The organism is Mammaliicoccus sp. I-M35, assembly GCF_022386455.1.
GTDB classification, from domain to species: Bacteria; Bacillota; Bacilli; order Staphylococcales; family Staphylococcaceae; genus Mammaliicoccus; species Mammaliicoccus sciuri_A.
Window position 1 is genome coordinate 110,798 of the sequence record NZ_JAJNIL010000007.1, and the last position, 25,134, is coordinate 135,931.

Sequence of the window (25,134 nt, forward strand, 5' to 3'; positions counted from 1 at the left end):
ATATAAATATACATGCAAGTATACGCTATATTAAGGTGGTTATGAAGTATGAAGCATATTGTTAATGTAAATCGTTATGGTGCTAAAGGTGGTTGTGGAATAACGGATACAGTTGGTATTCAATTAGCTTTGTTACAAGCTAAGAAAGGACCAGTAACTGTTTATATACCTAAAGGTGTTTATCATATTATTTATGAATTAGTGATATATGAAAATACAACGCTTATTTTACATGATGAAGCAGTGTTAATCAGAAAATCGCATACAGCTATGCTGAAAAACGGACATAGATTGAAAAAATACTATGGCTATGAAGGTCATGGTAATATCAATATTATCGGTGGGACATTTGATGCATATGGACATACAAATAATACAAATAACACAATCATGTCTATTGGTCATGCACGAAATATTCAAATACATAATGTGACATTTAAGAATGTTGTTGGTGGGCATGCGATTGATGCATGTGGCTTAGATGGCTTTTATGTAAATGAATGTAAGTTCCTTGGATTCCGTGACGATAGTGGAACAAGGTTATTTAGTGAAGCTGTACAAATAGATATTCAAACTGAAGGGGCATTTCCTAAATTTGGGGCGACAGATGGTACGATAACTAAAAATGCACTGATCGAAAACTGTTATTTCGGAAATTCAGGTGATCCGAACATGTTACCTTGGAATAGAGCAGTCGGATCTCATGCAAGTATGTATGATGTGTTTTATGAGAATATAAATATTCAACATAATACTTTTGAAGGGTTAGGGGATTTCGCAGTTACTTTATTAAAAGCGAAAGATTCAACTGTTACAAACAATCAATTTATAAATTGTGAGGGTGGCATACGCTATTTAGCAGTACCAACAGGTAAATATTCTGTAGATATCCATAAATTAAATAGAGGCGGACAAGCAGGGTCAACTATTTTGATAGGTGATAATACATTTAAAGATATTAAAAGTAAACCAAGTATTTTAATTAAAAGTTATGAAGACGTTATGAATAAAGATATTTATATTTATAATAATCATTTTGAAGGAGAATCTTCAAATAATATTAAATTCATTAAGACGACAGATATTTATTTATACAATAACCGTAATTTAAGCAATATCAAACAAGATCAAGTTGAGAATCTTATTCATATTTAATTAAAATGGAGGACATGATGAATAGCATAGACCGTTATATTGAACAAATAGATGAAAAGAAAAAAGAAACATATATTCATTTGCTAGATACAATCAAAACACATTTACCACCAGGATATGAACTAGTCATGCAATACGGTATGCCGACATTTGTAGTACCTTTAGATAAATATCCAAAAGGTTATTTAAATAGAGCAGACGAACCACTTCCGTTCATTAGTCTTGCTGCTCAAAAAAATCATATTGCCTTATATCATATGGGCTTATATGGGATGAAAGAATTGAAAGAATGGTTTGAAGACAGATACAAAGAGCAAGTACCAACTAAATTAAATATGGGGAAAAGTTGTATTAGATTCACAAACAATAAAAACATACCCTTTACTTTAATAGGTGAGTTGAGTGAAAAAGTCACTGTAGATGAATGGATACAAAAATATGAATCAGGACATAGAAATCAAAAATAATAGTTTTAGTGATGATTACTTGAATTATACGAGAATGCTTTATTTTATGCATAAAATTGGAGATTTGTATCGATTTTGCAAAGTGCTGACGCCTGAGGGAATAGTATGAGTGAGAGACTATAGGCTCGAGCCATACCCTAGGCAAGCATGCACGAGCAAAATCGTAGATTATAAAATAACACCCTATTTACTGAATAAATCAGTAAATAAGGTGTTTTTTAATTTTAGTTAGGAATTATATCCCAAACTATTTATTTATGTAATTCGCTTATCAAAATTACCTAGCACTTTTACATTAAAGTCTAATGTTTTTAGGATTGTAATTACTTTTTTCATTTCTACATCTTCAGCGCTACAATCTGCTTGAACAAAGAAATGATACATGCCGAGTTGCGTTTTGAGTGGTCGTGACTCAATCCATGATAAGTTGATATTAAATAAAGCAAATGTATTTAATATACTTGCTAATAAGCCTGGTTTATCTTGGTCAGGAGTAATTAATAAAATACTATCTGTTGCTTTTTCAACATGTTTTTCTTCAGCTGATAAAATTAAAAATCTTGTTGTATTATGTGGATAGTCTTCGATGTGTTCATGCAATGCTTCAACATCGTCATTAGTTTTTTCTAAACCAATTGGTGCAATTGCGCCAGTATGTGCATCTATTTCATCTAAACTTTGAACGGTACTATCAGAATATCTGTATGCAAAGTTATGATTTTTAATAAATTTAGATGTTTGATTGATCGCAGGGGCAATAGAAACAACTTCTTTAATATCTTCTAATTTTGCGCCTTTTTGAACATAAAGAGAAAATGATATATCTAGATGTAATTCGTCTATAACGTGGATTTTCTGTTCTGTTAATGAATCGGCAATGATGTTGATCGTACCTTCGATAGAATTTTCAATTGGTGCAATTGCGATGTTTTCTGGGTCAGCTTCAATTGCTTTAACCACTTCATACAAATTTGACTTAGGAATATATTCATTGATTTCATCTGGCTTATATTTAAGTGCTGCCATATGAGAAAATGTACCTAGTGGTCCTAAATAATATAACTTCATAAATGACTTCCTTTCTAATGCATTGGACAACCTTGTTGATTTTGTCTATATAAAAAGTTTGGACTTCTCATCTCATTATCATAGCCTTTATGATAATTATGTACAAGTGAAGGTGAAAGAGGAGGTGCAAGCCAACTCCATTTTCCGGTCACTTTTCTATTAGCTTTACATTCATTTTCTTCAAATTTCTTAAATTGTTTAGAGGCATTATAATGATCAACAATTGCAACACCCGCTTCTTTATACGAATGATAAATAGCATAATTAAACTCTACTAAAGCTCTATCTCTCCAGTAACTTGATGTTGTCGTCGTATCAAAATCAAATGCTTCTGCAATATCTTTTAATTTATTATAGCGATATTCATCAGTAAAATTTCTAACGCCTATTTCAGTTTCCATGTACCACCCGTTGAATGGGGCAGTATGATAATATATACCACCAATTTCTAAATCCATATTTGAAATGATGGGTACTGCATACCATTTCAGTTGTAGTGATGCTAACTTAGGATACTGTTTATGAGTGATGTCAATTTCTTTAATGAGTTCTTGTGGATATTGATGGATTTTAGGGCGTTGTTGATTAATTCGATACATTAATGGAAGTACATCAAAATCAGTTTGAGGACTTTGCCAATTTAAATGGCGTGCTAATTTCGTCATTTCAATAGATTTAGGGTCGCCCTTATCTCCGTATCCTGCATATCTAATCAATTGTTCATTCATAATTTCTATTTGGTTGTTATATATGCTGATCATGGGTTTGATTTTTCCATCATTTGTAGCATCTTTAATGTGATCTTCAATTGAAGCGATAAATGTTTGTTCATCTTGAATATGTCTTAAATCTCTAACCGTCAATTTATCCCAAAATAGTCTACCAATACATCTATTTGAATTTCTCCAAGCTACTTTCGCACCATATTCTAATTCCTCGGTAGTGTGGGTATAAGTACCAGTTTGTGAAATTTCATGTTCTATTTCTTGTATTCTTTTATTCATTTGTAATTCTGATATTTCTAATTCTTTATACATATCGTTAATAAAAGCAGTCGCTTTATCTCGTAACATAAATACACCTCTATGTACTAGTATAAGCGACTGCTAATTTTTGACAATATATGAATTATGACAATTTACCAATTATTAATGTCTTGTCGTTCACCTTTAAAGTTACCTGACTTTTTATGACGTTCTTTCAATACTGATATGACATCTTCAAATTTAACGCCTCTATCATGTAGTAATACGAATAAATGATAAAGTACATCAGCGACTTCATTTGTGAGTTCTAATTTGTCATTTTTCATAGCTGCAATAACGACTTCAAACGACTCTTCTCCATATTTTTTAGATATTTTATCTATACCTTTATTAAGTAAATAATTTGTATATGATTTTGGATTATTAGAATCAACACTTTCTTGAATAGTCGTTTCTAATGATTCAAGCGTGTAAGGTTCTTCAGTATTAAAGCAACTAACAGATCCAGTATGGCAAGTAGGGCCATCAGGATTGACTTGTAATAAAATCGTATCTTGGTCACAATCTAATTGTATCTCGATAACATGCTGGATATGATTGGACGATTCGCCTTTTTTCCATAGACGATCTTTACTTCTTGAATAAAACCAACAGACTTTATCTTGAATGGTTAAGTTATAAGCTTCTTCATTCATATAACCTAACATTAATACTTGTCCAGTTTGGTAATGTTGTAGGATGGCTGGTACAAGACCTTTAGAAAAATCAGGTGCTAATTCACTCATCGTACATTCACTCCTTCATTAGATAAATGTGTTTTGACTGCTTGTATCGTTGTTTCTTTATCGTGAAAAATACTTGCAGCGAGACCTGCAGATACATCCGTTTGTTTAAATAAATCAACAAAATGCTGACTATTACCGCCACCACCTGATGCAATAACAGGTAAAGAAACCCGTTGATTAATTTCAGTTAATAAACGATGATCAAATCCTTGTTTAACGCCATCGTAATCCATACTAGTAATTAATAATTCACCAGCGCCGAGATTTTCAACTTCTTGAACCCAATCTAACACACGTTTATCTGTACGCTGTTTACCACCATGAGTATAGCAATACCAATCTTGATGTTCTTCTTCCCATTTAGCATCAACTGCGATACAGATACATTGTTTTCCGAACTTATCACTCGCTTCACGAATAAATGTTGGATTACGCAAAGCACTTGAGTTTAATGAAATTTTATCAGCACCATGATTAAGTAATACCGAAATATCTTCAAGTGTACTAATACCACCACCAATAGTAAGTGGTATGAATAATTTTGAAGCTGTTTCTGATATGATATCTAACATCATTTGATGTCCATTTTCTGTCTTAGAAATATCTAAGAACACAAGCTCATCTGCCGCTTCTTGATTATAATATTCAGCTAATTCAACTGGATGTCCAATATCTCTCAAACCTTTAAATTTTATGCCTTTAACGACACGTCCATCTTTAACATCTAAGCATGGGATGATTCTTTTTTTGATCATTCAATACCCTCCCAAAATGCATCCGTATTTGCTGCTTTTCCAACAATTGCAGCGTGCACATTTAATGCATCCAGTTGATCTATGTCATCTTTATTTCTTATACCACCAGATGCAATGACAGGAATAGATGTAGATTGTACTAATTTACCTGTTAATTCAAAGTTTGGTCCAGACATTTTTCCGTCTTTTGAAATATCTGTATAGATAATTCCGCCGAGAGGGAATGTGTTGATTTTTTCAATAAAATCAAATAGGTCTATACCGGCATCATCGAGCCAACCGTTTAGTTTGATTTTTTCAACATACGCATCGACAGATAAATATATTTTGTTAGGGAACTTATTAGTCACTTCTTTTAACCAGTCTAAGTCTTGTATGCCTTTAGTGCCGACGATAATGTACTCAACGCCTTTATTTAAATATGATTCAATTGTTTCAACACTTCGAATACCGCCACCAACTTCAATTGGTAAATGAGTTAAACTGACGAGTTGTTCTATGTAATCTGCTTCTGTTGGTTGTTGATTTTTAGCGCCGATTAAATCGATAACATGAATTCTAGAAACTTGTTTAAATTTTGAATAGAAAGCAATTGCTTCTTCAGCAGTTCTAGGCATAGATTCTTTAGAATCATATTTACCTTCAGTTAATCTCACGCTTGTGGAGTCTATTAAATCTATTGCTGGCCAAATTTCAATCATTTAAAAAACCTTCTTTCAATGCTTGGTCTAGTATTTTGAGTCCATAATCACCACTTTTTTCTGGGTGGAATTGTATACCGATAATATTTTCTTGTTGCACGATAGCAGTAATTGGTTGTCCATAATCTGCTGTAGCAACTATAGGTAAATCAGTAGAGACATGATAAGAATGTATAAAGTAAACATCACCATCAAGAAGTGGATGTTCACTTTGTAAATTGTTCCATCCTAAATGAGGAACAGGGTAGGGACTCTCTATAGGTATAACGTTCCCTTGCAATAAATTTAATCCTTTTGTTGAACCTTCTGCACTGTATTCAAATAACACTTGCATACCTAAACAAATCCCAATGATTTTATGCGTATCTTTAATATCTTTAATCACTTTGTCTAGACCACTTGATGTTAATTGTGTCATAGCATCTTTGAAGTGCCCGACACCAGGAAGAATGACATGTGTACTATTTTTTATAGTTTCTTCATCTGAAGTTAATATGGCATCATATCCTAAATGTAAGAGGGCACGTTCAATATTTTTAATATTGCCAAGTCCGTAATCAATGATTGCAATCATTATTCAATCACACCCTTAGAAGAAGGAATACCTGCATAATCATCTTGTGTTAATGCGATTTTTAGACTTCTAGCAAATGCTTTAAAAATCGCTTCGATTTCATGGTGCGTATTGCCACCTCTAATTAAATCAATATGTGTTGTTAATCTTGCATTAATCACAAGTGCTCTAAAGAATTCCTCAACAAGTTCTGAATCAAATGTGCCAACTTTTTCACGAGAAAATGTCGCATTAAATGATAAATATGGTCTGCCACTAATATCTGTTACAACTCGTGCTAAAGTTTCGTCCATTGGTATATAGAATGAACCATATCTTGTAAATGATTTTTTATCTTTAACGACTTCAAGCAGTAATTGACCTATTACAATGCCAATATCTTCAACAGTATGATGATCATCTACATGTGTATCTCCATCTACTTCTATATTTAAGGCAATACCGCTATGAAAACTAAACAACGTCAACATATGGTCTAAAAAACCAACACCTGTATTAATGTGTGAATCTTCTCCATCTAATCGTAGTTGAATTTTGATATCTGTTTCTTTAGTTGATCTTTCTTTTTGATAAGTCATATTTTTGTCTCCATTCTTTAACGATTTTTTCAAGTTCATTTAATTCAGATTCTGTAGCAATAGAGTATCTAACAGTTTGTTGCATGTTTGGTTCATCATAAAATCTTGGTAAATAGCCATGGTCATAAATATACTGACCTAATGATTCTGCTAAATCTCCATAAGTTAATACGAAATTTGTTTTTGAAGGTATGACATGGATAACATCGCTCACATGTTGTTCAAAAATATTTCTTAATTGAATACTCAATTGTCTTTGTTGTGTTAATAATGAATGTACAAGTTCTTTGTTACTGAAAATTTCAGTCGCAATATTTAAAGTTAATGTGTTTAATGGATACGGATGTGCGATACGATTTAAAGTTTGAATGGTCTTCTCAGTTGAAATGACGATGCCGACTCTTAAACCAGCTATTGCAAATGCCTTACTTAACGTACGCATTTGAATGATATGGTCTTGTAATTCAATATCGTATGCATCTCCAAAATCTAAATAAGCTTCATCAATAATAAAATAACCACCAATTGCCTTCATTTCATTCGCAATTTCTTCTAAAAATGATTTAGGATATTGAATGCCTGAAGGATTATGAGGCACACTCATAATGAAAAATGCTGGCTTTAATTTTTGGATTGATTGCTTAATTTTATCTAACGAAAAAGTATAGTCATCTTCTGCATCTACATAATGAATAGGGCGATTAATCTGATGTGCATATGCTGTATACATGAAGAAATCTGGATTAAGTGTTAAGACTGGTCCATCAGGTAACGCAATCATGCATTTTTGAATCCACTCATCTGAACCATTCGCTGCAGAAACTTGGTTAGGTGATAATTGATAGTAGTCTGCATAAGACTTGATAAAGGCATCATATTCCTCATCAGGATAAAAATTAAAATTTGAATTGGCGATAATATTTTTTAAAGTTGCATCATCTAATGCAGGAATAGGGCTTTCATTCTTGTTTATTCTAATCATGTTTCACGACTCCTCGTTGTTTGTTAATCTCACTTCTAAAGATTGTTTATGTTGATATAAACCTTCTTGTTCAGCTAAAGCTATAGCACTAGGTGCAATACTTTGATAAGTGTGTTCATCTAAATGAATGACAGAATGACTCGTTAAGAAATCATTGACTGTTAAGCCATTCGAGAATCTTGCTGTTTTATCAGTCGGTAATACATGACTTGGTCCAGCAGCATAGTCACCAATTGCTTCTGGTGAATATTGACCTAAGAACATTGCTCCGACGTATTTAATTTTACCAATATATTTGCTTGGATCAGTCATTTGAATGGATAAATGTTCTGGCGCAATATAATTAATGACTTCTATCGTTTCATGAATATCACGCGTTAAAATTGGATAATGATAATTTTTGATACTTTGTTCGATAATCTGTTTTCTTGGTGCTTGATCTATAGCTTGTTGTAGTTTCTGTTGAACTTTTGTTAAGAATGAAGAATCTGTTGAAACTAGAAATGTTCTAGCCTGTTCATCATGTTCTGCTTGCGCTAATATATCTTGAATGATGTAATCTACATTTGAATTTTCATCAGCAATAAGTGCAATTTCACTTGGTCCAGCTATTTGATCAATACCAACTACACCGTATAATAACTGTTTACTTAATGAAACAAATTGGTTACCAGGTCCAACAATTTTATCTACTTTCGGAATTGTTTCCGTACCGAAAGCTAATGCAGCGATACTTTGAGCGCCACCAACTTGGAATACACGATCAACACCCGTAATATGGCATGCAGCTAGTATTGCCGGGTCGATACCATCTTTTTGAGGTGGGGTAACAACAATAATTTCTTGAACATTTGCTACTTTAGCAAGTGTAGCTGTCATCAGAACTGTTGATGGGTAACTTGCTTTTCCACCTGGTACATAGATACCGACTTTTTCAATAGGGTGATAAAGTTGGTAAGTTTGACCTGTAGTTACATTTTCATGTTTAATTTTTTGTTGGAAATTTTTAATTTGTTCAAAGCTTGTTTCAAGTGCTGACCTTAAAGTATCTGATATAAGGTTGATGCTGTTTTTTATATCATAATGTGGGACTTCAAGTTGCTCTAAATCAACATTGTCAAATTTCTTGTTATAACGAAATAAAGCTTGATCTTGCTGTTCTTTAACATCCTGGATAATTTTTTTAACATCTTCAGTATTACTTTCGTCTGTTAATCTATCTTGTTCAAATTTATTTATGAATTCCGTTTTAGATAGCATTCATCGACACCCCGATTTCTTCTATAAATGATTCAATCATATTTGATTTACTAAAAAATGCATGTTTATTTGTAATCAATTTAGCATTGATGTCACCAATAGATTCTTTTTCAACAAGTCCATTAGATTTTAATGTCGTACCTGTTTGGACGATATCAACGATAGCATCAACCATATTCACTACTGCTGCTAATTCTACAGATCCTGATAATGGAATAATTGAGACATCTTGACCTTTATTTTTAAAGTATGCTTTCGTCGTTTTAACATAAGTCGTCGCAATTTTTTTGTATTCTGTTACTTCAGGTTTACTTGCAACAGCAAAGTGACAATAACCAAAAGGTAAATCAACTAAGTTGTTTACATTGAGTTTATCTTTTTCATCAAGTATATCACTGCCTGTAATACCAATATCAGCAATGCCTTCTTCAACATAAGTTGATACATCATTTCCTTTAACAAGAATAAATCTAACGTTCGCAACTTCAATTTGAAGTTTACGTTCTCTATTATTTAATGCGTCTGCCCATTTTGGGTTGCCATTTTCATCAATGAATTTTATGAAATCTTTTAATAAACGTCCTTTACTTAATGCAACTGTTAACATAATGACCTCCTATGATAGTTGAATACCAAATCCAAAACCTTCTAAAGTACCATTATAATGTCCGCCTGAAGCGATTGGATTTCGATTGTTATTTTCATAAAGCTGAATGAAGCTCCCAACATAATATGATTTTGGGGGCATTGTTGTTATATCTAAATGTATATGGTTAATACCTGATGCTTCTAATGTCGCTTTCCAATATTGTAAAGATTTATAAGTTGGATGGTCAGTATCAGCAAAAGTTGTTAAAAAGTCTAATTGTTGATGAGTAGGTGTTTTAAGTAATTGTACGAGTGAATGATTTTGTGAAAGTAGTTTAGAAATTTTTGAAATATTTCTTTCACTAATAGCCGTAAATAATTCTTCGTTTTGTTCTTCTTTAGAAAGTAAAAGATCAAATAATTGATAATGTCCAATAACAGCAAAATCAACATTTAAATCAAGTTCATTTTGGATAAAGTCATGTATATATTCATAACATTGCAACATGTCATTCCTTTTAGGATTAAAGATTTCAACACCTAAATTTGTATATATATGTTCATTAATTGCGATAGGGCCAGCATATGTTACGGAACGTGCATCAAGGTTATATTCACGACTATAATGTTGGATTTGATCCGTCCAATCATTTCTTAAACTATAAAATGCATCGCCATTTTTCCAAATGCTTCTAGTATCTAAACTATTCAAATCATCTTGTGTTAATTGTTTCCAATGAAGTTTTTCTATAAAACTCATATCAATCACTTCGAAATCTCGAGCACTAAAATATTTTAGAAATTTAAGTTCTTTTTCTTTCTTTTGAATAACGTCATCTCTGTATTTTACATAATCCATATTATAAACCTCGCTTTTACTCTCTACCAAGTTAAAGTATTTATTTAATTATAAATGATACTATAACATGCATAACGAAACATATCAATTGAAAGTTCTGAATATTTAAAATATCAAAAAAATATATAAATAATAAACCCATAGACATTTGAATTGATCAAAGTCTATGGGTTTAAATTATATTATAGCGATGCGATTTTAATTTTTATTAATTACTTAAATTACGCTTCAACTTTTGTAGGTGTTCTATGAATAAGTAATAGAATAAACACGATAAATACAAATGCAGCAATCATCGTAAAGAATATTGTGCCGTTTGATAATTGTATAATCGTTCCTCCAAGCATTGGACCAATGATACTACCGACACTAAATGACATGGCTATCATTAAATTACCAGCTGGTAGATTATGCTTTGGTGTTAAATCTGTCATAAAGCTTACACCTAATCCATAAAATGATCCTGTGAATAATCCGGCAATTAAGAATAATCCCATCATAATAAATGTACTCGTTGGTAAAAAGTCACCTAACATAAACACGATGCTGCCGATTAATGTTAATCCAGTTAATACTTTCTTCCTACCATGAATGTCACTAAACATGCCTAATGGAACTTGGAAAAGAATAGCACCGAGACTAAATGCAGGTAAGATTAATGTAATACTTGTGACATCAAGTCCATTTCTTAAACCATAAACAGGGAAGTTACTATGTAATCCTGCTTCAAATAATCCATATAATAGTGGAAACATAAACGCTATCCATGATGTTCTTATAACATCTCCAAAATTTTTTAACGTATTTAATATACTGACTGGTCTAACATTAGATGAAGGGAATTCATTGTGTATTAAAAGGACTAATGAAATTGTTATTAATGAAAGTATTGCTGAAAGGATAAATGGTAAAGCTTCCGAAACATCTACAAGTTTAGCTAAAAGGGGCCCTAACATAAAACCTGCTGAGAAACTGAAACCATAAACAGAAATCGTTCTTCCTAATTTTTCTTTAGGTGTAATATGTGTTAACCAAGTTTGCGTGCTAAAGTGCAACATATTATCACCAATTCCAATTAATAGTCTTAAAATAAACCAAATAGATAATGTCTTTAAAGTTGGAAATAACAATAAAGATAAGGCAACTATGGCTCCACCAACTAATATCATATATTTAAACCCAGACTTTCTAACAAGCCCTTCGATAAAGAATGATGACAAGAATACACCTATATATAATGAAGTTGCATGCAAACCATTCAATGAACTTGAAATACCATTACGTTCAAAGATGACCGATATAAGTGGTAAGAGCATTCCTTGTGAAAAACCAGAGACAGCTACAATAATTGAAAGTATAATAAATAATTTTTTGAATGAAGAATTTTTCATTTGTATGCCTCCTTCTAAATTTTACATCTTTAGTATTTTATCACAGAGGTAAATGACTTGATATATTTAAGTTACTTTTTAATTTTTAATTTAAAAAGTATGATAAAATAATATAAAATTAGATAACCTGAGGAGTATTGAATAATGTATAAATATGAAGACGATAGTTTGATGTTACACACGGATTTATATCAAATCAATATGGGTGAAACTTATTGGAATGATGGTATTCATGAGCGTACTGCTATTTTTGATTTGTATTTTAGAAGCATGCCATTTAATAGCGGCTATGCTATTTTTAGTGGATTAGAAAGAATTGTGCAATTTATTGAGCATTTTAAATTTACAGAGTCAGATATTGAATATTTAAGAGAAGTTGGATATCAAGATGATTATTTAGATTATTTAAAGTCATTGCGATTTACAGGGAATATTAGAGCAATGAAAGAAGGGGAACTTTGTTTCAATAATGAACCACTCATTAGAGTAGAAGCGCCACTTATACAAGCACAGCTCATTGAAACAGCACTTTTAAATATCGTGAATTTCCAAACGTTAATTGCGACTAAAGCAAGTAGAATTAAACAAGTTGTTCGTGATGAAATAGTAATGGAATTTGGTACTAGAAGAGCGCAAGAAATGGATGCTGCGATTTGGGGTGCTAGAGCAGCAATGATTGGTGGATTTGATTCTACAAGTAATGTCAGAGCTGGTAAATTATTTGGTATTCCGATTTCAGGAACACATGCGCATTCAATGGTTCAAACATACGATGATGAATATACAGCGTTTAAAAAATATGCTGAAAGACATAAAAATTGTGTGTTTCTAGTAGATACTTTCCATACTTTAAAATCAGGTGTGCCAAATGCGATTAAAGTAGCGAAAGAATTAGGAGATAAAATTAATTTTATCGGTATTCGACTAGACTCTGGAGATATCGCTTATTTATCTAAAGAAGCAAGAAGAATGTTAGATGAAGCTGGCTTTACAGAAGCAAAAATCTTCGCTTCAAATGATTTAGATGAACAAACGATTACAAGTTTAAAAGCACAAGGTGCAAAAGTAACGGCATGGGGTGTTGGTACAAAACTGATTACAGCATATGATCAACCAGCATTAGGTGCTGTATATAAACTAGTAGCAATCGAAGAAGAGAATGGCGAATTATCAGATCGCATCAAAATTTCTAACAATGCTGAAAAAGTTACAACACCAGGTAAGAAAAATGTTTATAGAATTATCAATACTAAAACGAATAAATCTGAAGGCGATTATATTACTTTAGAAGATGAAGAGCCGAATAAAGAAGAACGACTAAAAATGTTCCATCCAGTTCATACTTATAAAATGAAATATATCAAACATTTTAAAGCTGTCGATTTACATCATGACATTTTTAAAGATGGTAAACGTGTATACACACTTCCAGAAATTAAAGAAATTAGGGAATTTGCTTTTAATAATTTAGATATACTATGGGAAGAAAATAAACGTTACTTAAATCCTGAAGAATATCCAGTAGATTTGAGTAAAGCATGTTGGGATAATAAAAATAAAAAGATATTCGATGTAGCTGAAAGAGTAGCAGAAGCGATAAAGGATGTGGAAGAGTCATGAGAGATTTACAATCAATCATTGTCAAAGAAATGAATGTTAAAAAATCAATTGATCCCAAAAAGGAATATGAAGAAATTAAGCAGTTTTTAAAATCTTACGTTAAAGCACATAGCTTTGTTAAATCTTTAGTGTTAGGTATTTCTGGCGGGCAAGATTCAACATTATTAGGTAAAATCGCGCAATTAACAGTAGATGAATTAAATGCTGAAGAAAATCATCAATATGAATTTATCGCTGTAAGATTACCATATGGCGAACAATTTGATGAACAAGATACACAAGATGCATTAGACTTTATCAATCCAAGTAAACGTGTGACAGTCAATATTAAACCGGCAGTGGACGCGAGTATTCAATCGTTGAAAGAAGCGGGTGTAGAATTAACTGATTTCCAAAAAGGAAATGAAAAAGCGAGAGAACGTATGAAAGTTCAATATTCAATTGCTTCTGCTAATAGCGGACTTGTACTTGGTACGGATCATTCTGCTGAAAATATTACAGGCTTCTATACGAAATTTGGAGATGGTGCTTGTGATGTTGCACCGTTATTCGGACTTAATAAACGCCAAGGTAAAGCAATTTTAAAATATTTAGGTGGTCCAGATCATTTAATCAATAAAGTACCAACAGCTGATCTAGAAGAAGATAAACCGGCTTTACCAGATGAAGAAGCGTTAGGCGTGACATATGATGCAATTGATGACTTCTTAGAAGGTAAAAAAATCAGTGAAAAAGATCAAGAAATTATTCAAAATCACTATGTAAGAAATGCGCATAAAAGAGAAATGCCTTATAACCGTTATACATGGCCAAAATAATTCGTGACTTTCATAAGTTTGCTTGATAAAATGATTCCAGTATTTTGATTTATGGAGGGTTTAAATGTCAGCTATATTAGATAATCCATGGTTAATGGTGCTATCTATATTTGTCATTAATATAGTATATGTATCCTGTTTAACAATGAGAACAATTTTAACATTAAAAGGATATCGATATGTGGCCGCTGCTGTTAGTGTACTTGAAGTAGTTGTTTATGTTATCGGGTTAGGTTTAGTAATTAATAGTCTTGACCAAATTCAGAATATATTAGCTTATGCGCTTGGATTTGCTGCAGGCATCATTGTCGGCATGAAGATAGAAGAGAAAATTGCATTAGGATATATTGTTGTAAATGTTACAACAGCTGAATATGAAACAGATTTACCAAGAACGTTACGAGATTTAGGTTACGGTGTTACACATTACGTTGCTAAAGGACGAGATGGTGATCGCTTAGTAATGCAAATTTTAACACCACGTAGATTCGAATTAAAATTAATGGATACAATTAAACAATTGGATTCTAAAGCCTTTGTAATCGCTTATGAACCTAAGAATATACACGGTGGATTCTGGGTTAAAGGTGTACGAAGCAAAAAATTAAAGGCGTATGATACGGATGAAGTTTAGAGTAGAAGACAACGAAACGATTGAAATGTGTCTAAAAAGAATGAAAGCTCAAGGTTATACACCTGTAAAAAGATTTGAAAAACCTGTATTTATTGAGAAAGAAAATGGTGACATTGAAGTTCTCAAACAAGAAATACAATTCGTAGGTAAGAAAATCAAAGAATGATTATAAATCTGGGACATGAGAATGTGGCCCAGATTTTTTTCTACTTTTAGTTTATTCTCCTACTGTTACAATATATAATGAAAGATATTAGGAATAAAATTATAAATCACGAACAATTTTGTATTTTTTATAAACAATGTACGTGTTCGAAGAAGTCTGTTATACTATAAATGACTAAAATATGTTAGGAGAATTTATCAATGATTGAACGTTATTCAAGAGAAGAAATGGCTAATATTTGGACAGAACAAAATCGTTTTGAAGCTTGGTTAGAAGTTGAAATACTAGCTTGTGAAGCATGGAGTAAATTAGGACACATTCCTGCAGAAGATGTAAAGCTTATAAGACAAAATGCTAAGGTCGACGTTGATAGAGCTAAAGAAATTGAACAAGAAACTCGTCACGATGTTGTGGCATTCACAAGACAAGTTTCTGAAACTTTAGGTGAAGAACGTAAATGGGTACATTACGGTTTAACTTCAACAGATGTTGTTGACACAGCTTTAAGTTATGTCATTAAACAAGCAAATGAAATCATTGAAAAAGACTTAGAAAGATTTTTAGAAGTATTAAAAAATAAAGCAATTGAACATAAAACGACTTTAATGATGGGTAGAACACATGGTGTACATGCTGAACCAACAACATTTGGTATTAAAATGGCACTATGGTATACAGAAATGAAACGTAACTTAGAAAGATTTAAACGAGTTCGTGAAGAAATTGAAGTTGGAAAAATGAGTGGTGCAGTTGGTACATTTGCAAACATTCCACCAGAAATTGAAGAGTATGTATGTACTGAATTAGGTTTAGGTTGTGCGCCAGTTTCTACGCAAACACTTCAACGTGATCGTCATGCGTATTACATTGCGACATTAGGATTAATCGCAACATCTATTGAAAAATTTGCAGTAGAAGTTCGTGGTTTACAAAAAACTGAAACTCGTGAAGTTGAAGAAGCTTTTGCTAAAGGTCAAAAAGGTTCTTCAGCAATGCCTCATAAACGTAATCCAATTGGTTCAGAAAATGTGACAGGTTTAGCACGTGTGATTAGAGGATATATTACGACTGCTTATGAAAATGTACCATTATGGCATGAAAGAGATATTTCACATTCATCTGCTGAAAGAATTATGTTACCAGACGTAACAATCGCATTGGATTATGCATTAAACAGATTTACTAATATCATCGATCGTTTAACAGTATATCCAGAAAACATGAAGCGTAATATCGATAAAACATTTGGTTTAATTTATTCACAACGTGTTATGTTAACGTTAATTAATAAAGGTATGGTAAGAGAAGAAGCATATGATATCGTTCAACCAAAAGCAATGGAATCATGGGAAACTCAAACACCATTTAGAACATTAGTAGAACAAGATGAAAAAATTACAAACTTGTTAAGTGCTGATGAATTAGATGAATGCTTCAATGAGAAACACCATTTAAATCAAGTCGATACAATATTCAGAAGAGCAGGTATAGAATAAGACACGTTTTACTGTACTTTAATAGGTTAGTGCGTTAAAATGCAATTAATGAACTTATATTAAACAGGGGTTGATTTTTTGCAAATTGAAAAATTAAGAGGAAAAGCATTAGATGAACTATTTGATGCAGTTCTTACACTAGAAACTCGAGAAGAATGTTATCAATTTTTTGATGATTTATGTACAGTAAATGAATTACAGTCATTGTCACAAAGATTACAAGTGGCTAAAATGATTAAACAAGGATACACTTATGCTCATATAGAAAAAGAATCAGGTGCTTCAACTGCAACAATTTCAAGAGTTAAACGCTCATTGCAATGGGGTAATGATGCATATACGATGATTCTTGAAAGAATGAATATTGACTTCGAAAAATAATCATAAATATGTATGAGGGGGAGCGAGACAGAAATTTAATTTGTGAAAAAGATTTCGTAGTCTCGCCCCGGCAAAGATGGCTAGAGTTGAAAAAGCTTGAAACAAGCGCATTTCAATTCAGTCATCTACTGCCAAATGACTAAGAGAGACTGAGACATTTTATTATGTCTCAGTCTCTTAATTGGTTAAAATCGTATAATAATAGTAAATTTTATGAAATAAGGAGCTTTACGCATGAAGAAATTATTTTTAATAATTGGCATATCTACTATAGTATTAAGCGCATGTAGTGATGATCAGAATACAGATAAGCAATCAACTAAAGAAGAACATACTCAAAAAGATAAAAAAGAGACTGCACAAAAATCTAAAAAGCAAGAACAAAAGAAACATAAAGTGACAAAGAAAGATGGCATCACTTATGTTGATGGACATGTTTTTGTAAACAAAAAAGTAGGCTTACCACATGATTATGCCCCAGGTGAAAATAGTACTGCAAGAAATCAATTAAATAAATTGATTCAAGATGGAACGAATGAAGGTTTAGACTTAGTATTTAGAAGCGGCTATCGTTCTTATGAAAATCAAAAACAACTATATAATGATTATGTAGCAAGAGATGGTGAAGAAGCGGCCAACCAATATAGTGCTAAACCAGGACAATCAGAACATCAGACAGGATTAGCATTTGATGTAGGTTCAAACTCAGCCACTGATGATTTTAGAAAGTCATTCGGTAATACAAACGAAGGAAAATGGATTAAAACACACGCACATCAATACGGATTTATCATTAGATATCCATTAGGCAAAGAAAAAATAACAGGATACCAATATGAACCATGGCATTTAAGATATGTCGGTAAAGAATTAGCAGAAAAAATTTATAAGCAAGACACAACATTAGAAGAATACTTTGATTACGGTAAATAGAAGTTATAAATGAGATTATATAGTCATGAGATCGTCCGAGTTATGGCTTAAATGCTGAATAAAGCCAAGAAATCGCTCAAGTCGTGGCTTAAGTCCTGAGTAAAGCCAAGAGATAGCCAAAGTCATGGCTTAAGTGGTGAATAAAGCCAAGAGATAGCCAAAGTCATGGCTTAATGTGTGAATAAAGCCAAGAGATAGCCAAAGTCGTGGCTTAATGAGTGAGTAAAGCCAAGAGATAGCTGAAGTCTTGGCTTAAGTGGTGAATAAAGCCAAGAGATAGCCAAAGTCATGGCTTAAGTCCTGAGTAAAGCCAAGAGATACCCAACTCACACCTCGCAACTTCACAAATATATATCTTCATCTTAACCGTATCTTAATCAATGTAAGAAGCGAAATTTTTCGCTTCTTTTTTTATGATAATTGTCCTATTTCATTTCGGAATTTAAACTTAAAAATGCTATAATTAATCTTATGATAATTAAAGGAGTTTAAGTATGTACGATATAAATTTGTGGAGTCACGTATTTAAATTAGATCCAGCGAAATCTATATCAGATGAGGACTTAATGAAAATATGTGAATCTGGTACGGATGCTATTATAATTGGCGGTACTGATGATGTTACGGAAGATAATGTACTAAATTTAATGAGTAGAATTAGACGTTATCCTCTACCTTGTGCACTTGAAATTTCTAATATTGAAAGTGTTGTGCCTGGCTTTGATTTTTATTTTGTACCAAGTGTTTTAAATAGTAATAATGTTGATTTCCATAATGGTCTGCTTCAAAAAGCTGTTAAGGAATATGGCTATATGATGGATTTTGATGAAATTTTCTTAGAAGGCTATGTTGTCATGAATGAAGACAGTAAAGTAGCGCAATTGACAGGCGCGAATACAGATTTAGATGAAGAAGATTTAATCAGTTATGCAAGAATGGTAGATAAACTTTATCATTTACCTATTTTTTATTTAGAATACAGTGGTAAGTATGGAAAAGTGGAAGAGGTTAAAGCTGTTAAAGAACATTTAGAAAACGCCCGACTTATTTATGGTGGCGGTATAGATAATTTAGAAAAAGCGAAAGAAATGGCAGAATATGCTGACATAATTGTAGTCGGTAATGCCATTTATGAAGATTTGAAAAAAGCTTTACAAACAGTAAAAGTAAAACAATAAAGGAAGGTTTTTATGAACGCATTGTTAGATAGAATGAATGACGAACAGAAACAAGCAGTCAAAACAACTCAAGGGCCATTACTGATTATGGCAGGTGCAGGTAGTGGTAAAACGAGAGTATTAACGCACAGAATTGCGTATTTATTAGATGAGAAAGATGTTTCTCCTTATAATGTTTTGGCAATTACATTTACTAATAAAGCAGCTAAAGAGATGAAAGAAAGAATTAGCCATTTAGTTGGTCCTGAAGCTGAAAGTATTTGGATATCTACATTCCACTCAATGTGTGTAAGAATCTTAAGAAGAGACATTGACCGTATTGGAATTGAAAGAAACTTTACAATTATAGATCCGACTGACCAAAAATCAGTGATTAAAGAAATATTGAAAAAGCAAAATATAGATAGTAAAAAATATGACCCAAGAACATTTATTGGTGCGATTTCTAATTTAAAAAATGAATTAAAAACAGCAGAAGATGCTGAAAAAGAAGCAAGTGATTTTCATGCCAATATGGTTGCTAGTGTATACAAAGGCTACCAAGAAAAATTACTTAGAAATCATGCATTAGACTTTGATGATTTAATCATGATGACAATTCAATTATTTAATAGAGTGCCTGAAGTATTGGAATATTACCAAAATAAATTCCAATATATTCATGTTGACGAATATCAAGATACTAACAAAGCACAATATACACTCGTTAATTTATTAGCAAGTAAATTTGAAAATATATGTGTCGTAGGAGACTCTGACCAATCTATTTATGGTTGGAGAGGTGCAGATATTAAAAATATTTTGTCATTTGAAGAAGATTATCCGAATGCACAAACAATCTTCTTGGAGCGTAACTATAGATCAACTAAGACGATTTTAACTGCAGCAAATGAAGTGATTCGTAATAATGCTGAACGTAAACCTAAAGCATTATGGACGGATAATAACTCAGGCGAAAAGATAAAATATTATGAAGCAACAACTGAAAGAGATGAAGCAGAATATGTTATTCGTCAAATATTAAAGAAAAAACAAGAAGGCTATAAAAACCAAGATATAGCCGTGTTATATCGAACAAATGCGCAATCACGTGTACTTGAAGAAACGTTCTTAAAATCTAATATTCCTTATACAATGGTTGGCGGAACAAAGTTCTATGACAGAAAAGAAATTAAAGATATTTTGAGTTATTTAAGATTAATTTCAAATAGCAATGATGATATTAGTTTTGAAAGAATCATTAACGTACCTAAAAGAGGTATTGGACCGACATCAGTTCAAAAAATTGCTCAATATGCAGCGATGAATCAATTAAGTTACTTTGATGCTTTAGGAGAAGTTGATTTTATCGGTTTATCTAAAAAAGTTACTGAAGAAGGCGCAGCATTTTATGAGATGATGAACAACTTTATGCAACAACAAGAGTTCTTATCAGTAACTGAAATTGTAGAACAAATACTAGAAAAATCTGGTTATAGACGTATGTTAGAGAACGAACAAACGATTGAATCACAAAGTAGACTTGAGAATATTGATGAGTTCTTATCAGTACCAAGAGACTATGAGAAAAACACACCAGTTGAAGAGCAATCATTGATGAACTTCTTAACAGATTTATCACTCGTTGCAGATGTTGATGATGCAGATTTAGAAGCCGGTGTAACATTGATGACAATGCACTCAGCGAAAGGTCTAGAGTTCAAAGTTGTATTTATCATTGGTATGGAGGAAAGTATTTTTCCACACTTTAGAAGTCTTCAATCAGGTGAAGAACATGAAATGGAAGAAGAACGCCGAATTGCATATGTGGCTATTACGAGAGCCGAAGAAGAGTTACACTTATCTCATGCGACAACTCGTACATTGTTTGGTAGATCTCAAGCGAACTTAAAATCAAGATTTTTAAAAGAAATTCCAGAAGATTTACTGGATGGCGTGAAACCAAAAACATCATTCAAGCAAAAACAAACATCAACACCTAAACGTAGTTTTGCAGGGCGTATGAATACGAAGCAGAAACCAGAAACATCATGGAATGTTGGGGATAAAGTAACTCATAAATCATGGGGTGAAGGAATGGTAAGTGCCGTAAATGATAAAAATGGTTCTGTTGAATTAGATATCATTTTCAAAAAAGAAGGGCCAAAACGTCTATTAGCACAATTTGCACCTATTGAGAAGAAAGGGGAGTAAACTATGGAAGATTTAAAATCAAGAGTTAAAGAACTTCATCAATTGTTACATCGTTATAACCATGAATATCATGTGTTAGATAATCCAACTGTTCCTGACAGTGAATATGATCAATTATTGCATGAGTTAATTTCTATAGAAGAAAAGCACCCTGAACTAAAAACGGACGATTCACCAACAGTTAGAGTTGGTGGACCACCGTTATCTCAATTTGAAAAAATTAATCATGACACACCTATGTTGTCATTAGGTAATGCTTTTAATGAAGAAGATTTAAGAAGATTTGATCAAAGAGTGAGAGAAAAAGTAGACAATGTTCGCTACACTTGTGAATTAAAAATTGATGGCTTAGCGGTATCGTTAAAGTATGTAAACGGACGATTTGTCCAAGGATTAACGCGTGGAGACGGTACAACTGGTGAGAATATCACTGAAAATTTAAAAACGATACATGCCATTCCATTAACAATTAAAGAACCTCTTTCTATTGAAGTTCGTGGTGAAGCATACATGCCTAGAAAATCTTTTGTTTCTTTGAATGAACAAAAAGAACAAAACGGTGAACAACTATTTGCAAACCCTAGAAATGCCGCTGCTGGTTCATTAAGACAGCTTGATTCAAAATTAACTGCTAAAAGAAAGCTCGATATTTTCTTATATAGTGTTAATGACTTAACTGAAATAGAAGCGGATAGTCAATCAGAGGCATTAAATAATTTAGATGAACTTGGCTTTAAAACAAACAAAGAAAGAGAAACTTTTGATGATATAGAAGGTGTATTATCTTTTATCAGTAAGTGGACTGAACAACGCAATAATTTATCATATGATATAGATGGTATTGTCATTAAAGTTGACGATTTAAGTCAGCAAGAAGAACTTGGATTTACTCAGAAATCACCAAGATGGGCAATTGCGTATAAGTTCCCAGCTGAAGAAGTATTAACTACATTAACAGATATTGAATTAAGTATAGGTAGAACGGGTGTTGTGACACCAACTGCGATATTAGAGCCTGTTAAAGTGGCAGGAACAACTGTTTCTCGTGCATCATTACATAACGAAGACTTAATCCATGAAAAAGATATCCGTATAGGAGATAAAGTTGTCATCAAAAAAGCAGGTGACATTATCCCTGAAGTCGTTAAAAGTATTGCTGAAGAAAGAAGCGAAGATAGTGAAGTTTATCATATGCCAACACACTGTCCTAGTTGTGAGCATGAATTGGTTAGAATAGAAGGCGAAGTTGCATTAAGATGTATTAACCCTAAATGTTCTGCTCAATTAGTAGAAGGTATGATTCATTTCGTATCACGACAAGCAATGAATATTGACGGTTTAGGAGATAAAATCATCGAGCAACTTTATCAAAATGATAAAATTAAAGACGTTGCGGATTTATATTATTTAACTAAAGATGATTTACTACCATTGGAAAGAATGGGCGAGAAGAAAGTTCATAAATTATTAACAGCAATAGAAGCTTCTAAAGAAAAATCACTTGAACATTTATTATTTGGTTTAGGTGTGAGACATTTAGGTACAAAAGCAAGTCGTGTAATAGCTGAAAAATATGAAACAATTGATCGTTTATTCGAAGTAACGATAGAAGATTTAACTGAAATTCCAGATGTGGGGCATAAGATGGCTCAATCACTTGTTACGTATATGGAAAATGATGATATAAAAGTATTAATCGATAAACTTAAACAAAAAAATGTTAACATGACTTATACAGGTATTAAGCAATCTGAAATTGAAGGTCATCCAGATTTTACTGGAAAAACATTCGTCTTAACTGGTAAAATGACAGAGATGACAAGACCTGAAGCAACAAAAGTAATCCAATCATTAGGTGCAAAGGTAACAGGAAGTGTCACTAAAAATACAGATGTTGTTATTGCTGGTGAAGATGCTGGATCCAAACTTGAAAAAGCTGAAAAATTAAATATAGAAGTTTGGTCAGAAGAAGATTGGTTAAACAAATATCGTAATATCAATGAATAGAGGTTAAAGATATGAAAAAAGGATTTCTTATTTTAGCGTCTGTAATATTGCTTACAGCATGTTCATCAGATACTACCCAAAAAGATAATCAAGATAAATCAGATAAAGAAAAAGAGCAAACAAAGCAAATTTCTACAGGTATGCAAATTTCCAGTGATTATTATCGAACTTTACTACCTTTTAAAGTAAGTGCTGCTAGAGGTTTAACACAAGATAATATGATTTCTAGTTATAACAGTGAAGCATTTGAAAGTGGTTTGTTAGATATAAGTAAACAAACATTTTCACCTGATGATTACTTATACAGAGATGGCCAATTCTTAGATAAAGATACTGTGAGGGCATATTTAGCACCTAAATATACAAAAGCAGAAATTAAAGATATGAGTGATGATGAAAAAGAACAAAATAATGCTAGAGAAAACTTAGGTTTGAATCCAACTCATAATGGAGAAACAGATCCTGAAAAAATAGCTGAGAATTCACCTACATATTTATCACATATCATCGAACAAGATTACTTCACAGAAAGTGATGCTAAAAAACAAAAGATTTCTGGTATGACAATTGGTTTAGCCATGAATAGTGAATATGTTTACCAAAAAGAAGAATACGGCGAAACATATACGAAGAAACTTGATAATAAAGAAGTAGAGAAAAAAGGTAAAGAGATGGCTGAAGAAATCCTTTCACGTCTTCGTGTAAGAGATGACCTTAAAAATATTCCAATTAACTTTGGTATATTCATACAGTCTGGAGAAGGTGACATCAAACCAGGTAAATTCGTTTCTTATGCTTCTAGTGAAGGCGGTAAGCGAAACGTTAAAAGTTGGGAAAAAATGAATCAAAAATATGTCACAATCCCATCAAACGATGCAGCAGATTTAGATGAAAATTTAAATTCTAATTTTGAACAGTTCAATCAAGACTTACAAAAATACTTCCCTAACTTTACACAATCAGTAGGAACAGGTAAATTTGATGACGATAAACTGACAGAACTAGAAATAAAAGTACCACTTGATTATTATGGAAAAGCAGAAGTAATTGGTGTGACTCAGTACGTAGCAGACCTATCTCAAAAATACTTTAAAGGTATAGATGATTTAGAAATATCTATCGTAGACGGAGAAGAACCACAAGCACTAATTACAAAGACTAAAGATGATGACGAACCACAAATTCATATTTATAAATAATTAATAAGAGAGTCTGGAACAGAAATGTTCTAGACTCTTTTCGTATTTTCGGAAATATGGGTCTGAACATTGCAAGTGGGGTGCGACAAGCAATGTTCAGGACCTCGTATTTATCAAGACTGACCAAACAAGATAAAAATGAGCTCTGTATTTATCAAGACTGGCCAAACAAGATAAATATGAGCCTTGTATTTATCAAGACTGCCCAAACAAGATAAATATGAGCTCTGTATTTATCAAGACTGCCCAAACAAGATAAATATGAGCTTCGTATTTATCAAGACTAGCGAAACAAGATAAATATGAGCTCTGTATTTATCAAGACTAGCCAAACAAGATAAATATGAGCCTTGTATTTAT

At 32.3% G+C, this 25,134-nt stretch carries 25 protein-coding genes; 13 read left to right on the forward strand and 12 right to left on the reverse strand.

Going from position 1 to position 25,134, the window contains the following annotated elements; genetic code table 11:
• The first annotated feature begins 48 nt into the window (after positions 1–48).
• Positions 49–1,155: a glycosyl hydrolase family 28-related protein gene (locus LQ679_RS09505; RefSeq protein WP_126477120.1), complete on the forward strand. Its 1,107-nt coding sequence runs from the start codon at positions 49–51 to the stop codon at positions 1,153–1,155.
• Between the two features lie 14 nt (positions 1,156–1,169).
• Positions 1,170–1,622, forward strand: a complete 453-nt coding sequence (locus tag LQ679_RS09510; protein ID WP_308193329.1) for an iron chaperone — start codon at positions 1,170–1,172, stop codon at positions 1,620–1,622.
• Between the two features lie 255 nt (positions 1,623–1,877).
• Here LQ679_RS09510 and LQ679_RS09515 read toward each other — a convergent pair whose 3' ends face one another.
• The 12 genes from LQ679_RS09515 to LQ679_RS09570 form a co-directional block, all read right to left on the reverse strand.
• Complete coding sequence (locus LQ679_RS09515; protein WP_126477119.1) at positions 1,878–2,690, reverse strand: prephenate dehydratase; 813 nt, start codon at positions 2,688–2,690, stop codon at positions 1,878–1,880.
• Between the two features lie 14 nt (positions 2,691–2,704).
• Positions 2,705–3,763 carry a nitric oxide synthase oxygenase gene (locus LQ679_RS09520; RefSeq protein WP_206166859.1) on the reverse strand — a complete coding sequence of 353 codons (1,059 nt, stop codon included), beginning with the start codon at positions 3,761–3,763 and terminating at the stop codon, positions 2,705–2,707.
• 65 nt (positions 3,764–3,828) lie between these two features.
• Positions 3,829–4,461 carry a bifunctional phosphoribosyl-AMP cyclohydrolase/phosphoribosyl-ATP diphosphatase HisIE gene (hisIE, locus tag LQ679_RS09525; RefSeq protein WP_126477117.1) on the reverse strand — a complete coding sequence of 211 codons (633 nt, stop codon included), beginning with the start codon at positions 4,459–4,461 and terminating at the stop codon, positions 3,829–3,831.
• On the reverse strand, positions 4,458–5,216 hold the full coding sequence (gene hisF, locus LQ679_RS09530; protein WP_126477116.1) for an imidazole glycerol phosphate synthase subunit HisF: 759 nt from the start codon (positions 5,214–5,216) through the stop codon (positions 4,458–4,460). Before hisF ends, hisIE begins: the two co-directional genes overlap by 4 nt.
• Positions 5,213–5,917 carry a 1-(5-phosphoribosyl)-5-((5-phosphoribosylamino)methylideneamino)imidazole-4-carboxamide isomerase gene (gene hisA / locus LQ679_RS09535; RefSeq protein ID WP_126477115.1) on the reverse strand — a complete coding sequence of 235 codons (705 nt, stop codon included), beginning with the start codon at positions 5,915–5,917 and terminating at the stop codon, positions 5,213–5,215. Before hisA ends, hisF begins: the two co-directional genes overlap by 4 nt.
• On the reverse strand, positions 5,910–6,491 hold the full coding sequence (gene hisH, locus LQ679_RS09540) for an imidazole glycerol phosphate synthase subunit HisH (protein WP_126477114.1): 582 nt from the start codon (positions 6,489–6,491) through the stop codon (positions 5,910–5,912). Before hisH ends, hisA begins: the two co-directional genes overlap by 8 nt.
• Positions 6,491–7,069: an imidazoleglycerol-phosphate dehydratase HisB gene (gene hisB, locus LQ679_RS09545; protein ID WP_126477113.1), complete on the reverse strand. Its 579-nt coding sequence runs from the start codon at positions 7,067–7,069 to the stop codon at positions 6,491–6,493. The genes hisH and hisB overlap by 1 nt, the downstream gene beginning before the upstream one ends.
• Positions 7,041–8,051, reverse strand: a complete 1,011-nt coding sequence (locus LQ679_RS09550; RefSeq protein WP_126477112.1) for a pyridoxal phosphate-dependent aminotransferase — start codon at positions 8,049–8,051, stop codon at positions 7,041–7,043. The genes hisB and LQ679_RS09550 overlap by 29 nt, the downstream gene beginning before the upstream one ends.
• Positions 8,052–8,054: 3 nt before the next feature.
• A complete protein-coding gene (hisD, locus tag LQ679_RS09555) occupies positions 8,055–9,311 on the reverse strand; it encodes a histidinol dehydrogenase (RefSeq protein WP_239762560.1) in 1,257 nt (418 codons plus the stop codon).
• Positions 9,301–9,918 carry an ATP phosphoribosyltransferase gene (gene hisG, locus LQ679_RS09560; protein ID WP_025905120.1) on the reverse strand — a complete coding sequence of 206 codons (618 nt, stop codon included), beginning with the start codon at positions 9,916–9,918 and terminating at the stop codon, positions 9,301–9,303. Before hisG ends, hisD begins: the two co-directional genes overlap by 11 nt.
• A 9-nt stretch (positions 9,919–9,927) precedes the next feature.
• Positions 9,928–10,758 (reverse strand): ATP phosphoribosyltransferase regulatory subunit, encoded by an 831-nt coding sequence (locus LQ679_RS09565; protein WP_037589512.1) that lies wholly within the window; start codon positions 10,756–10,758, stop codon positions 9,928–9,930.
• Positions 10,759–10,979: 221 nt separating this feature from the next.
• Positions 10,980–12,149, reverse strand: a complete 1,170-nt coding sequence (locus tag LQ679_RS09570; RefSeq protein WP_025905122.1) for an MFS transporter — start codon at positions 12,147–12,149, stop codon at positions 10,980–10,982.
• A gap of 144 nt (positions 12,150–12,293) precedes the next feature.
• Here LQ679_RS09570 and LQ679_RS09575 point away from each other — a divergent pair, with 144 nt between their 5' ends.
• The 11 genes from LQ679_RS09575 (at position 12,294) to LQ679_RS09625 (ending at position 24,774) form a co-directional block, all read left to right on the forward strand.
• Complete coding sequence (locus tag LQ679_RS09575) at positions 12,294–13,769, forward strand: nicotinate phosphoribosyltransferase (RefSeq protein WP_037589510.1); 1,476 nt, start codon at positions 12,294–12,296, stop codon at positions 13,767–13,769.
• A complete protein-coding gene (gene nadE / locus LQ679_RS09580; protein ID WP_037589509.1) occupies positions 13,766–14,587 on the forward strand; it encodes an ammonia-dependent NAD(+) synthetase in 822 nt (273 codons plus the stop codon). The genes LQ679_RS09575 and nadE overlap by 4 nt, the downstream gene beginning before the upstream one ends.
• Positions 14,588–14,651: 64 nt before the next feature.
• Positions 14,652–15,221 carry a DUF2179 domain-containing protein gene (locus tag LQ679_RS09585; protein ID WP_025905125.1) on the forward strand — a complete coding sequence of 190 codons (570 nt, stop codon included), beginning with the start codon at positions 14,652–14,654 and terminating at the stop codon, positions 15,219–15,221.
• A complete protein-coding gene (locus LQ679_RS09590; RefSeq protein ID WP_049320405.1) occupies positions 15,211–15,387 on the forward strand; it encodes an NETI motif-containing protein in 177 nt (58 codons plus the stop codon). Before LQ679_RS09585 ends, LQ679_RS09590 begins: the two co-directional genes overlap by 11 nt.
• Positions 15,388–15,587: 200 nt before the next feature.
• Positions 15,588–16,883 carry an adenylosuccinate lyase gene (gene purB / locus LQ679_RS09595; protein ID WP_126477110.1) on the forward strand — a complete coding sequence of 432 codons (1,296 nt, stop codon included), beginning with the start codon at positions 15,588–15,590 and terminating at the stop codon, positions 16,881–16,883.
• 78 nt (positions 16,884–16,961) lie between these two features.
• Positions 16,962–17,264: a YerC/YecD family TrpR-related protein gene (locus tag LQ679_RS09600; protein WP_025905127.1), complete on the forward strand. Its 303-nt coding sequence runs from the start codon at positions 16,962–16,964 to the stop codon at positions 17,262–17,264.
• A gap of 234 nt (positions 17,265–17,498) precedes the next feature.
• The gene (locus tag LQ679_RS09605; protein ID WP_159315352.1) at positions 17,499–18,197 is read left to right on the forward strand and encodes a M15 family metallopeptidase; all 699 of its coding nucleotides are present in this window, start codon (positions 17,499–17,501) and stop codon (positions 18,195–18,197) included.
• A 494-nt stretch (positions 18,198–18,691) separates the two neighbouring features.
• Positions 18,692–19,375, forward strand: a complete 684-nt coding sequence (pcrB, locus tag LQ679_RS09610; RefSeq protein WP_159315351.1) for a heptaprenylglyceryl phosphate synthase — start codon at positions 18,692–18,694, stop codon at positions 19,373–19,375.
• Between the two features lie 12 nt (positions 19,376–19,387).
• A complete protein-coding gene (gene pcrA / locus LQ679_RS09615; RefSeq protein WP_049320401.1) occupies positions 19,388–21,568 on the forward strand; it encodes a DNA helicase PcrA in 2,181 nt (726 codons plus the stop codon).
• Between the two features lie 3 nt (positions 21,569–21,571).
• Complete coding sequence (gene ligA, locus LQ679_RS09620; protein WP_037590586.1) at positions 21,572–23,575, forward strand: NAD-dependent DNA ligase LigA; 2,004 nt, start codon at positions 21,572–21,574, stop codon at positions 23,573–23,575.
• Positions 23,576–23,586: 11 nt separating this feature from the next.
• Entirely contained in the window at positions 23,587–24,774 is a 1,188-nt protein-coding gene (locus LQ679_RS09625) for a CamS family sex pheromone protein (RefSeq protein WP_037590584.1), read from the forward strand.
• Positions 24,775–25,134 lie beyond the last annotated feature (360 nt).